Source organism: Vibrio clamense (assembly GCF_050337905.1).
GTDB lineage: Bacteria > Pseudomonadota > Gammaproteobacteria > Enterobacterales > Vibrionaceae > Vibrio > Vibrio cortegadensis.
Map to the genome: position 1 here is coordinate 23,275 of NZ_JAKJTJ010000037.1, position 12,697 is coordinate 35,971.

The 12,697-nt window shown below is 41.2% G+C and carries 12 protein-coding genes and 1 rRNA gene; 10 read left to right on the forward strand and 3 right to left on the reverse strand.

The annotated features are described in order from the left end of the window. Window positions 1-9: 9 nt before the first annotated feature. Window positions 10-1,128 (forward strand): alanine racemase, encoded by a 1,119-nt coding sequence (alr, locus tag L4C39_RS18895; protein ID WP_429747437.1) that lies wholly within the window; start codon window positions 10-12, stop codon window positions 1,126-1,128. 42 nt (window positions 1,129-1,170) lie between these two features. Here alr and L4C39_RS18900 read toward each other — a convergent pair whose 3' ends face one another. Continuing rightward, window positions 1,171-1,590: a secondary thiamine-phosphate synthase enzyme YjbQ gene (locus tag L4C39_RS18900; RefSeq protein ID WP_429747439.1), complete on the reverse strand. Its 420-nt coding sequence runs from the start codon at window positions 1,588-1,590 to the stop codon at window positions 1,171-1,173. 369 nt (window positions 1,591-1,959) lie between these two features. On the opposite strand from L4C39_RS18900, the gene pgi reads away from it, so the two are divergent. Next, on the forward strand, window positions 1,960-3,612 hold the full coding sequence (pgi, locus tag L4C39_RS18905) for a glucose-6-phosphate isomerase (RefSeq protein ID WP_113796849.1): 1,653 nt from the start codon (window positions 1,960-1,962) through the stop codon (window positions 3,610-3,612). Window positions 3,613-3,742: 130 nt separating this feature from the next. Here the strand turns inward: pgi and L4C39_RS18910 are convergent, their stop codons facing one another. Further along, the gene (locus L4C39_RS18910) at window positions 3,743-4,204 is read right to left on the reverse strand and encodes a chemotaxis protein CheX (protein ID WP_017051398.1); all 462 of its coding nucleotides are present in this window, start codon (window positions 4,202-4,204) and stop codon (window positions 3,743-3,745) included. A gap of 17 nt (window positions 4,205-4,221) precedes the next feature. Further along, window positions 4,222-4,686, reverse strand: coding sequence for a zinc uptake transcriptional repressor Zur (zur, locus tag L4C39_RS18915; protein WP_429747450.1), 465 nt, complete (start codon window positions 4,684-4,686; stop codon window positions 4,222-4,224). Between the two features lie 252 nt (window positions 4,687-4,938). Between zur and dusA the strand changes: the two genes are divergently transcribed. The 8 genes from dusA to L4C39_RS18955 form a co-directional block, all read left to right on the forward strand. Beyond that, complete coding sequence (dusA, locus tag L4C39_RS18920; protein WP_429747441.1) at window positions 4,939-5,919, forward strand: tRNA dihydrouridine(20/20a) synthase DusA; 981 nt, start codon at window positions 4,939-4,941, stop codon at window positions 5,917-5,919. Window positions 5,920-6,106: 187 nt separating this feature from the next. Then, window positions 6,107-6,316, forward strand: a complete 210-nt coding sequence (pspG, locus tag L4C39_RS18925; RefSeq protein ID WP_113796853.1) for an envelope stress response protein PspG — start codon at window positions 6,107-6,109, stop codon at window positions 6,314-6,316. Window positions 6,317-6,424: 108 nt separating this feature from the next. Next, window positions 6,425-7,090 carry a TIGR04219 family outer membrane beta-barrel protein gene (locus tag L4C39_RS18930; RefSeq protein WP_017051402.1) on the forward strand — a complete coding sequence of 222 codons (666 nt, stop codon included), beginning with the start codon at window positions 6,425-6,427 and terminating at the stop codon, window positions 7,088-7,090. A gap of 160 nt (window positions 7,091-7,250) precedes the next feature. Further along, window positions 7,251-7,481, forward strand: a complete 231-nt coding sequence (locus L4C39_RS18935) for a hypothetical protein (RefSeq protein WP_113796855.1) — start codon at window positions 7,251-7,253, stop codon at window positions 7,479-7,481. Between the two features lie 117 nt (window positions 7,482-7,598). After that, window positions 7,599-9,425 (forward strand): assimilatory sulfite reductase (NADPH) flavoprotein subunit, encoded by a 1,827-nt coding sequence (locus L4C39_RS18940; protein ID WP_429747444.1) that lies wholly within the window; start codon window positions 7,599-7,601, stop codon window positions 9,423-9,425. Continuing rightward, window positions 9,425-11,158, forward strand: a complete 1,734-nt coding sequence (gene cysI / locus L4C39_RS18945; RefSeq protein ID WP_429747446.1) for an assimilatory sulfite reductase (NADPH) hemoprotein subunit — start codon at window positions 9,425-9,427, stop codon at window positions 11,156-11,158. The genes L4C39_RS18940 and cysI overlap by 1 nt, the downstream gene beginning before the upstream one ends. Next, window positions 11,151-11,927 carry a phosphoadenylyl-sulfate reductase gene (locus L4C39_RS18950; RefSeq protein WP_429747448.1) on the forward strand — a complete coding sequence of 259 codons (777 nt, stop codon included), beginning with the start codon at window positions 11,151-11,153 and terminating at the stop codon, window positions 11,925-11,927. The genes cysI and L4C39_RS18950 overlap by 8 nt, the downstream gene beginning before the upstream one ends. A gap of 667 nt (window positions 11,928-12,594) precedes the next feature. After that, window positions 12,595-12,697 (forward strand): 16S ribosomal RNA (locus L4C39_RS18955); the annotation flags it as partial.

Below are 12,697 nucleotides of genomic sequence, written 5' to 3' on the forward strand. Positions count from 1 at the left end.
GAATACGTTATGAGCTATATGAAGGCCGCCACGGCCACCGTCGACTTAGATGCACTGAAGCACAATTTAGAGTTAGTTAAGGCTCAAGCTCCTGATAGTAAGATCATGGCGGTAGTGAAAGCGAATGGATATGGGCATGGGTTACTGCGAGTGGCAAAACACGCTCAAGGGGCGGATGCTTTCGGTGTTGCTCGAATAGAAGAAGCCCTTCAATTAAGAGCGGGTGGCATTGTTAAGCCTATCTTATTGCTTGAAGGTTTTTACTCTTCTGGTGATCTTTCTATTTTAGTCACTAACAATATTCAGACGGTTGTGCATTGTGAAGAGCAGTTGGTGGCATTAGAAAATGCGGAGCTTGAAACACCAGTTGTCGTCTGGGTTAAAATTGATACTGGCATGCACCGATTAGGTGTTCGTCCTGAAGAGTATCAAGAGTTCATTGAACGTCTGCATGCGTGTAAAAATGTCGCTCAGCCTCTGCGTTATATGAGTCATTTTGGTTGTGCAGATGAATTGGATAAATCGGATACCGCAGAGCAAATTGAACTCTTTCTCTCGTTAACCAATGGCTGCGCTGGTGAGCGTTCCTTAGCGGCATCGGCAGGTTTGTTAGCGTGGGAGCAAAGCCAGTTAGAGTGGGTTCGTCCCGGCATTATTATGTATGGCGTTTCTCCTTTCTCTGATAAGACCGCTGAAGAGCTCAACTATCGACCTGTTATGACCTTGAAATCGCACCTTATTGCGGTTCGTGATGTTAAAGCGGGTGAAACCGTGGGTTATGGCGGGACTTGGCGTAGCAAACGCGATACCAAAGTTGGTGTAATTGCAATTGGCTACGGCGACGGTTATCCACGCACAGCGCCAAACGGAACACCTGTAATGGTAAATGGAAGACGAGTCCCTATTGCTGGTCGAGTGTCAATGGACATGTTAACCGTCGATCTAGGACCTGATGCGAAAGACCATGTTGGTGATGAAGCTATTTTGTGGGGAAGCCAACTTCCTTCCGAAGAGGTGGCAAGCCACATAGGAACTATTGCCTATGAATTGGTGACAAAACTCACCTCTCGGGTGGAGATGACTTACCTTAGCGATGATGCAGCCTGTAAATGGAAATCAAACCGTTAAGTCCGATTGTCTTGATGATTAATGCGCCCTTTTAACTCTCTCTTATTCCCCTTGAATGGTGGCAATGATACGTCTCGTGCCACCATGATCTCTATGCTCGCCTAATACAATTCCTTGCCATGTACCTAGAGCAAGTCTGCCATTAGCGATTGGAATTGTGACACTACTACCAAGTAGTGAAGCTTTGATATGTGCTGGCATATCATCGTCTCCCTCATAAGTATGTTGATAGTAAGCCGCTCGTTCAGGAACAAACTTGTTGAAGTGAGATTCCATATCTATTCTTACTGTCGGATCGGCATTTTCATTGAGAGTGAGACTTGCGGAGGTATGTTGTATAAATAGGTGTAACAAACCAACGGAAAATTCGTTTATTTCTGGTAATTGTTGTTCAATTTCACCAGTAATCAGGTGGAAACCGCGCCTTTTAGGTGTGATTGACATGTTTTTTTGTTGCCACATATTTCCCTCTTTAATCATGGGCTATGAATATCTACTTGGTAAATTGGTTCAATAACGCTAAGGTTAGCCTGCTTTGTCTGATTATAAACGTTCTTTCAACCTATAGAATCCTACGGTACAAGAGTTGTTAGGCGTAGGTGAAAATAAAAACTAAGACGTTAACGTGACTTATCTCAAAGAGCGCGTAACGACACTAAGACATAATGCACTTTGAAAATAAATTACAAAATCTGACCGCGTTACTCATTGTTTGTGAACGCGAGCAGGATTAATGCTTTGCTAAAATCGGGGATTCCAAAAATGCGGTAATTGAACTTCAATAACTGTGTTAGAGGAATAAAAAACCACTGTAACATCGGGATAGACACCATGTTGAAAAATATCAATCCAACGCAAACTCAAGCTTGGAAAGCTCTAACTGCGCACTTTGAATCAGCGCAAGATATGGACCTTAAGTCTTTATTTGCACAAGATAGCCAACGTTTCGAACAATTTTCTACAAACTTTGGTTCTGATATTCTAGTTGATTACTCGAAAAACTTAATTAACCAAGAAACTTTGAAGCACCTATTTGCCTTGGCAAATGAAACTGAACTTAAAGCGGCAATCGACGCGATGTTCAGTGGTGAAGCGATCAATAAAACTGAAGGTCGTTCTGTTCTGCACACCGCATTACGTAACCGCAGCGATAAGCCAGTAATGGTTAATGGCGAAGATGTTATGCCTGCTATTCATGCTGTGCTAGCTAAGATGGAGCTATTTACGCACCGTATCGTTTCGGGTGAATGGAAAGGTTATACGGGTAAAGCAATTACAGATGTTGTGAACATCGGTATTGGCGGTTCAGATCTTGGCCCTTACATGGTTTCTGAGGCTCTAGCGCCTTATAAAACACACTTGAACATGCACTTTGTTTCTAACGTTGACGGTACTCATATTGTTGAAACGTTGAAGAAAGTCGATCCAGAAACAACGTTATTCCTGATTGCATCAAAAACCTTTACCACTCAAGAAACAATGACGAATGCACACAGTGCTCGTGATTGGTTCTTGGCATCTGCGGGTGATCAAGCGCATGTAGCAAAACACTTTGCAGCCTTATCAACGAATGCAACATCAGTCGCTGAGTTTGGTATTGATACAGATAACATGTTTGAATTCTGGGATTGGGTAGGTGGCCGTTACTCTTTATGGTCAGCTATCGGATTGTCAATTTCACTGTCTGTTGGTTTCGATAACTTCATTGAGCTACTAGAAGGTGCTCATGAAATGGATAATCACTTTGTTGAAACCCCATTCGAAGATAACGTCCCTGTGCTATTGGCATTGATTGGTTTATGGTACAACAACTTCCATGGCGCTGAATCTGAATCAATTCTTCCATACGATCAATACTTACATCGTTTTGCTGCATATTTCCAACAAGGTAATATGGAATCTAATGGTAAGTCGGTTGATCGTAACGGTGATGTTGTTGAATACCAAACAGGTCCAATTATTTGGGGCGAACCTGGAACAAATGGTCAACATGCTTTCTACCAATTGATTCACCAAGGGACTAAATTGATCCCTTGTGACTTCATTGCTCCTGCATTAAGCCACAATCCTGCTGGTGATCATCATCAAAAACTGATGTCGAACTTCTTTGCTCAAACTGAAGCGCTTGCATTCGGTAAGACAAAAGAGACGGTTGAAGCTGAGTTTGCCGCTGCAGGTAAAACAGCAGAAGAAATGAAAGACTTAGTACCATTTAAAGTTTTTGAAGGTAACCGCCCAACTAACTCTATCTTGGTTAAGCAAATCACACCAAAAACACTAGGCAATCTAATTGCGATGTACGAACATAAAATCTTCGTACAAGGTGTTATTTGGAACATCTTTAGCTTCGACCAATGGGGTGTTGAACTTGGTAAGCAGCTAGCAAACCAAATTCTGCCTGAGCTAGAAAGTGAAGCTGCCGTAGATTCTCATGACAGTTCTACTAATGGTTTGATTAATGCGTTTAAAGCATTTAAAGCATAAGTAGATTTTTACTAAAAGGAGGTCAGTAGAGATACTGGCCTTTTTTATTGACTGTTGTTTGTTTATAACAGCCAACAAAAAAGGTTGATACAAAAGCATCAACCTTTTCTACACTTATCATTAATTCCCGCTATTCGAAGCAGATTTCAATGAAAGCATTTCCCCATTGTGAGGTAAATGGCATGATGATGATTGCGCCTTCGCACTTATGACGAATAGTGTGGCCTTTTCCTGATACAACAACAGGTGTTGCCATATCAAAATCAAATCCACTTTCAGCAAGAATACGTTTTGCACCACCAGTAACCATATTGGTGATCTCACCAACCATATCAGTCACTTCTTCATTTAGGCCGTTGGGTCTTTCACCAAGCATATTCTGCATTATTTCTAATGCTAAACCTTCATCAAAAGTAATCGACATAGAACCGCGAGTTGTCGTACCGATCATACCAATAAGACCAGAAACATCACCTCTGGCTATTTCGTCCTTTTTTACTCTTGGTTTTTGCGGCTTCAATTCTAATGAAGCCATAGTTTTTAGGACATTCATCAATGAAGCTAAAAACGGATTTACAAATTCAGCGCGCATAACGTTCTTCTATTATCTTATTCTGTCATTCTGGAGGAACAAGGTTGGCAAACACCATGAGATTCAATGACATGATTAGTGAGTTGGAAACCGTGTTTCTCTGCATTTTTTGCCAATAAGGCGGTCATAGTATCATCTTGTAGTTCTTTTACCGTGCCACATTTATCACAAATTAATAATTGGGAGAAATGTTTGTGTGCATTGCATGAACAGCAAGAAATAAAACTATTGGTTGATTCAACTCTATGAATGAATCCTTGTTCCAATAAAAAATCTAAAGCTCGATAAACAGTTGGAGGTTTTGCTTGAGGTTCGCTTTGTTTTAGCTGTTCTAATAAATCATAAGCACTTGATGCTTTTTTATTAGAACAGATAAGTTCAAACACTCTTTTCCTCTGCGGAGTCAGTCGTACACCCCTAACTGTGCATATATCTTGTATTTGTTCTATTAATGTCAGGTCCAAAATTTTCACCGTAACAATTGGACTTGCTTAATAATAAACTATTTTTCAACGAATATCGTTGAGAAACCAATAATTTTATTACCAGAGCCCGCAGTTTGTCTAATAAATAGCATGAAGATAATGCTATACACGGTATCTTATCTACGAGGAAAGCGATAGTGAAGAAGATATTCTAGAACTAGAAAGGCGTAACGATTACAATAGCCGACTTTGCTTTTTGCCGTGCTTAGCGACAAAGAATACTTTACTGTAAATTAGGATGTTTGACTCATGACTCATGCATGTAGGCTATCTGTCGCACCGATGCTCGATTGGACTGACCGCCATTGCCGTTACTTTCACCGTTTATTATCACAACAAACATTACTTTACACAGAGATGGTGACGACTGGCGCGATTATCCATGGTAAAGGTGATTTTCTAGCATACAGCGAGCAAGAGCATCCAATCGCGTTACAGCTAGGTGGTTCAAATGCGACAGATTTGGCCACTTGTGCGAAATTAGCTCAAGAACGCGGCTATGATGAAGTGAACTTAAACGTTGGTTGTCCTTCAGACCGAGTACAAAATGGACGTTTTGGCGCATGTTTGATGGCAGAGCCTCAGCTAGTGGCTGACTGCGTCGCGGCAATGAAGGATGTGGTTGATATTCCAGTAACGGTGAAGACTAGAATTGGTATTGATGACCATGACTCTTATGAGTTTTTAACGGATTTTATTTCGACTGTCTCAGAGAAGGGTGGCTGTGAACAATTTACGATTCATGCGAGAAAAGCGTGGCTGAGTGGATTGAGCCCAAAAGAGAACCGTGAGATCCCACCTCTTGACTACGAACGTGCCTATCAACTCAAAAGAGATTTCCCGCATTTGGTACTTGCCCTTAATGGTGGAATTAAGACGTTAGAAGAATCGAAAGAGCATTTACAGCATTTAGATGGTGTCATGATTGGGCGAGAAGCGTATCAAAGCCCTTATATTTTGGCGGAAGTAGATCAGCAGATTTTTGGTTTAGATCACCCTGTGAAAAAGCGAACTCAGGTGGTAGAAGAAATGCTCCCATATATTGAAAAAGAGTTGGCCGCAGGTGCTAGCCTTGGTCATATTACTCGTCATATGTTGGGGCTATTCCAAAGTATGCCGGGAGCAAGACAGTGGCGCCGCTATATCAGTGAAAACGCACATAAAAAAGGTTCTGGAATTGAGGTTGTAGAAGCCGCTCTTGCCAAAATACCTAAAGAGCTCAATGTGTAGATGCAGAGTGAACTGTAATTGTGTAATTTTTACCAACTAACGTGGTAAATTTGACCATTTTCTATTTTGAAAGCCAGAGTGATTGTTACTCTGGCTTTTATCTATCTGATATATAAGCTTTTTATTGCAAGCTCAATCTTGGTATGAATACTGCTCTAGTTAACTCATAAACCATGAGGAACTGACTATGTTTGAACTAATCTTTATTTTGGTATTTATATCGACACTTCTAGTGACTGGGCTCACCATGATGACAGTCTTTGCTGCAACTGCGGTCGCTTTTGTTGTGATGACATTATTGGGGATGATAGGGGTGGTCTTTAAATTACTTCCTTGGCTTATTGTTATTGTCCTTGGGGTGTGGTTTTTCAAAAATTATGTCTATAGTTCACGTTAAATTTGGGTGAGGTTTCCGGTTAAGGCATTTTCTGTCTAAAGGTTATGTTATTATTCATCGATTAAGACTGATATAACCACATAGCGAAAAGATTGGGAGCTATACCGGATGAATAAATCAACCTTTACTATATTAACTGGCTTAACCTTGGCTTTGGGAAGTGCATCGGCTCTTGCTGATGATGCTTTTTACTCAGCTAAAGTCGGTGCTGACATGTGGTGGGGAAATACAGAAGCGAATGAAGTGACAAGAGATGATTCAACGTCTGCTTCTCTTTACTTTGCTTTTGAACATAAATTGCCAATGATTCCCAATGCAAGTATTCGCTATACAACGATAGATGCAGATTATGTGGCATTTGATAAATATGACTACACCTTGTATTACAGTTTGATGGAGCATGACTTATTACACTTTGATGCGGGTATGACATTTACACAGTATTCGAACAGTCATTATGTCAATGGCGCACCTGCTGCCAATACCGAAAAATTCGATGAATTTACGTGGAGTTGGTATGCCCAAGGTGAAATCAACGTTCCTAAGACAGAGTTGAGCATTATTGGTCAAATGGAGTTTGGTGATAGCAGTGGCATCAAAAGTGCTGACATTATGGCCGGAGTTCAATATCGAATTCCTCTAGAAGCCGCGGATATCGCGCTCAGAGGTGGCTATCGAGTCATTGACTTAGAATCTGATGTTTTTGCCTCTGATCTGGGTAAGTCGTTTATCTTGGTTGATGGGTGGTTCTTAGGTGGCGCTGTCGAATTTTAATCCTATGAATGACTGATAACACTTACATTTCAAAGAACGTCGCTTTTATGCGGCGTTTTTTATATCTGCGATTTAGATAAATCTTAATTTTTTTAGCACTATTCCCAGTTTGAGCCATTCTTAATAGATGTGTATTGCTCTATTTTGAGAGGAGAGTGCCATGACGGTAACGGAGCTTAGATATCTGTATCGGGATAATAAGTTGGTGGAAGCGATAATCGAACCTTCAGCGGAAGAAGGGACTTGGGTTGTTGAATTTCGTCATGCAAAAGGTGGTTTTGTTTTACTCACGGATTCTCATGGTGAGGAGTGCCATTATGAAAATCTGGATTTAGCGTCGAAATCAGCTATGGCTGTGGGTTTTCAGCAAGTCCGTATTGAGCCTAAATAATAGCTTAACTATCGGCTTCTTAATTCTAAAAGTTATAAAACATGCCTATCTATTCTTTCTTGTTATTAAAAGGAGTGGTTAATCTATCGTCACGCAATGAATAGGGATGTCGTGACTATGTCGTCTAACGAGAACGTATTGTTAAAGGGACTTTCCACTTTAGCAGCACCATTAAATGATCAACAAATAGGTCAGCTTCAACAAGCTACTTCCAATCTTTCACCACAACAACTTGCATGGGTAAGTGGGTATTTTTGGGGAGTCAGCCAAGACCAATCATCAGAATCTACTTCTAATACTCAACCTCTTGGTGTTGCATCAAAGCCTGAGGGAAAGCTCACTATTATTTATGCGTCTCAAACTGGGAATGCAAAAGGTGTAGCAGAAGCGTTAGCTCAAGAGGCTAAAACGTTTGGTATTACTGCCACTCTTTTTGATGCCAGTGACTATAAAGCTAAGAGTTTAGCGAAAGAGACGCATGTCATCATCGTTGCTTCCACCAACGGTGAAGGTGAGGCTCCGGATAATGCCATTGAGTTGCACGAATATTTACAATCGAAGAAAGCGCCTAAGTTACCGAATTTAAAGTACGGTGTGATTGGTCTAGGAGATTCGAGTTATGAATTTTTCTGCCAAACAGGCAAAGACTTTGATGCTTTTCTTTCAAAACAAGGTGCCACTCCTTTTATTGAACGGATTGACTGCGATGTCGACTATGAAAACGCTGTGCAGCAATGGCGAAAAGAAGCGCTGGATTACGTTAAAGATGCTTTATCCGTTAATGATGCCGACGTCGTACAGTTACCGGTTACGCCTGCTATTTCTCATAGTCAGTACACTAAGCAAAACCCGTATACCGCGACACTATTGACGAGTCAAAAAATTACAGGCCGTGATTCTGGTAAAGATGTTCGCCACATTGAAATCGATCTTGAAGACTCTGGCCTGACTTATCAAGCGGGTGATGCTCTTGGTGTTTGGTTTGAAAATAGTGCAGAACTTGCCGATGAGATCCTAAGCAGAGTCGGTTTGTCAGGGGTTGAAAGTATCGAGGTGGATGGAGATAGCTTATCAATCCGCAGTGCTTTAATAGCTAAGTACGAAATTACGTCAGCTAATCCACAATTTGTGACCAAGTACGCTGAGCTTTCTGGAAGCAAAAAATTGCAGAAGCTGGTGGAAGATAAAGACAAGTTACGCGAGTACGCAGCAAGTACTCAAGTGATCGATGTTCTTAGTGAAAAGAAAACTAAACTATCGGCTGCTCAACTCAGTGATATTTTGCGCCGTTTGACTCCGCGTCTTTATTCCATAGCATCAAGCCAGTCTGAAGTAGAAGAAGAGGTTCATCTTACTGTAGGTGTTGTTGAATATCTCAAAGGTGATGATTCTCGTTTTGGTGGTGCTTCTAGCTTTCTTTCTCACCGATTAGAAGAAGGCGATGAAGTTAAAGTCTTCATCGAAAATAATAATAACTTCAAACTACCTCAAGATGACTCCGCTCCTATCATCATGATTGGGCCTGGTACTGGCATTGCTCCTTTCCGTAGCTTTATTCAAGAAAGAGATAACAGAGAAGCGGAAGGTAAGAATTGGCTTTTCTTTGGAGATCGAACTTTTACGCAAGATTTCTTATATCAGGTGGAATGGCAGAAGTATTTGAAGTCTGGAATATTGACGCAACTCGACGTGGCGTTCAGTCGTGATCAGCATGAAAAAGTGTACGTTCAACATCGTATTCTTGAGCAAGCAGAGCAAGTTTGGCAATGGCTAAGCGATGGGGCTTATCTATATGTATGCGGCGATGCAAACCGAATGGCTAAAGATGTGCATGAAGCTTTAGTTATTGTCGCGCAGCAACAGGGAAGCCTTAGCCGAGAGCAAGCAGAAGAATATGTAAGTGATTTACGCAAAGCAAAACGTTATCAAAGGGATGTGTATTAATGAGTGCGAAGAATGAAACAAGTAACCAGTCAGTCTTAGGTCAAGTTCTTGGACCACTCGCTGATAACGAGCGCTTGAAGCGAGAAAGTCAGTTTTTACGTGGAACCATTGAACATGATCTCCAAGATAGAATTACAGGTGGATTTACGGCTGACAATTTTCAGTTGATCCGCTTTCATGGCATGTACCAGCAAGATGATCGAGATATTCGAGCGGAACGAGCAAAGCAAAAGTTAGAGCCTTTGCATAATGTGATGTTGAGAGCTCGTATGCCAGGAGGGATTATTACTCCGAAGCAGTGGCTCGCTATTGATAAATTTGCAGATGAGCATACATCGTATGGAAGCCTGCGATTAACAACGCGTCAAACTTTCCAATTTCATGGGGTTTTAAAACCAAACATTAAACTGATGCACCAAACTCTCAACAGCATCGGTATTGATTCAATTGCGACGGCTGGTGATGTAAACCGAAACGTATTGTGCACGACAAACCCGATAGAATCGGAGTTACATCAAGAGGCTTATGAGTGGGCGAAAAAAATCAGTGAGCATTTACTCCCGAAAACACGTGCTTATGCTGAAATTTGGTTAGACGGCGAGAAGCTTGAAACAACAGACGAAGAACCTATTTTAGGTAGCAACTATTTGCCGCGTAAATTTAAAACCACAGTTGTGATCCCGCCACAGAATGATGTAGATGTTCACGCCAATGATCTTAACTTTGTCGCGATTGCAGATGAAGGTAAGCTTGTTGGGTTTAATGTGTTAGTTGGTGGTGGGTTAGCGATGACGCATGGTGATACGTCTACCTATCCACGTAAAGCGGATGATTTCGGCTTTATACCTCTAGAGAAAACGTTAGATGTTGCAGCCGCGGTAGTCACCACGCAACGAGATTGGGGAAACCGCTCAAATCGTAAAAATGCAAAGACGAAGTACACATTAGATAGAGTCGGCATTGATGTATTTAAAGCTGAAGTGGAAAAGAGAGCCGATATTCAGTTTGAGCAAAGTCGCGCTTATGAATTTACAGAGCGTGGTGATCGCATCGGTTGGGTAAAAGGCATTGATGAGAAATATCATTTAGCTCTGTTTATTGAAAATGGTCGGTTACTGGATTTTCCGGGAAAACCTTTAAAAAGCGGAGTAGCCGAAATAGCGAAGATTCACCAAGGTGATTTCCGCATGACTGCAAATCAAAATCTTATTGTTGCAGGGGTTCCTGTGGAACAAAAAGAGGAGATAGACGCTATCGCTCGTAAATATGGCCTGATTGATGATGGTACTTCTGAGCAACGTAAAAACTCAATGGCATGCGTAGCATTCCCAACCTGCCCGTTAGCAATGGCTGAAGCTGAACGTTTTCTTCCTCAATTTGTTACTGATGTTGAAGGCATCCTTAAAAAGCATGGGTTACCAGAGGATGAAAATATCATTCTTCGCGTCACGGGGTGTCCGAATGGTTGTGGTCGCGCAATGTTGGCCGAAATCGGTCTAGTAGGTAAGGCTCCTAATCGTTATAACTTACACCTTGGTGGTAATAAAGCGGGGACGCGAGTGCCGAAAATGTACAAAGAAAATATTACTGATGTTCAAATTCTAGAGGAAATCGATCTGCTGGTGGGCCGCTGGGGGAAAGAGAGACATGAGAACGAAGCATTCGGTGATTTCACCATTCGTAGCGGGATCATAGGCGAAGTGAAAGTGTCTAAGAGGGATTTTTATGATTGATTCTATTGCGCATCCGTTGACGTTAGCTGAATTCATTCCTCTGACTAAAGTGGAACAAACACTTCGTCTTGGTGAAATTAATGGTGAGTTAGAAAAATTAACCGCTCAAGAAAGGATCGTATGGGCGCTTGAAAATTTAGAAGGCGTTCATATTGTCAGCTCAAGTTTTGGTGTCCAAGCTGCTGTGATGCTTCACCTTGCTACACAAGCTAAGCCGGATATTCCTGTGGTTTTAACTGATACGGGTTATTTGTTCCCTGAAACATACCGCTTTATTGATGAGTTAAGTGAAAAGTTAACTCTTAATTTAAATATCTATCGAGCACATGAGAGCCCTAACTGGCAAGAAGCAAAATATGGTCAACTTTGGGATCAAGGTATAGACGGTTTAGAGAAGTATAATAAGTTGAATAAAGTTGAACCTATGCGCCGTGCTTTAGATGAGCTGGAAGTTAGCACCTGGTTTTCCGGTTTGAGAAGAGAGCAATCTAGCTCAAGAGCAAATCTTCCTATCTTGTCTGTTCAAAATGGCGTGTTTAAATTTCTGCCAGTGATTGATTGGACTAATAAAGATGTGCACCATTATTTGCAAGCTAATCAGCTTAGCTACCATCCTTTGCGAGACGAGGGGTATTTATCCGTTGGAGATACACATACATCTAAAAGGTGGGAACCCGGAATGAGTGAGGAAGAGACTCGATTTTTCGGATTAAAAAGAGAATGTGGCCTTCATGACGATAATTCAGAGCAAAATGGCTCTGGCATTTAACTAGCTGTCATATTCACGAGTAAATAAAGTCGGATTTCCGGCTTTATTTATATATGTAGCGCTGCAAGAAAGAACAACTCTGTGGATAACTTGTGTTTTAGTGGGTACAAATAAGTATAAATAACACGTTGAGTGAAAATGAAACGCTTAAGCTCTGTTTTTACATTTTTTATGAAAAAGAGCTTGCCAATGTGATCGTTATCTCTATAATGCGACCTCACTGACACGGCAGAGCCCACAAGGGTTCAAGCGCAATGTCAGTTAGGCTTCTAGCTTAAAAAGATAATTTGAAAAAGTGTTTGACACTCTCGTTTATCTCGCTAGAATAGCCCTCCTCTTCAAAGGAAGCTTAGCAACTTAGAAGTGAAGCTCTTTAACAATTTAGACCTATCAATCTGTGTGGGCACTCGTTGATGATAATCACTAGTTTCGTACTGTTTGGTTTCGCTTTTTAAAGCGAAAGTAAATTAAGTCGAAACAAAAGATATCAATGAACTGAGTGACCAATACAAGTTCTTAGAACTTGGCACAGTCAATTCATTATCATTCTGTTGGAATGATAATAGCTTTAGAATTACATGTTCACGTTCCTTTTTCGAAAAGAGCGAATGAATATTAGTTTTGAAGTCAGTATTCATTGAGCCGCATCTTAGGATGCAAAAAACTTTAATTGAAGAGTTTGATCATGGCTCAGATTGAACGCTGGCGGCAGGCCTAACACATGCAAGTCGAGCGGAAACGAGAAGTAGCTTGCTACTTCGGCGTCGAGC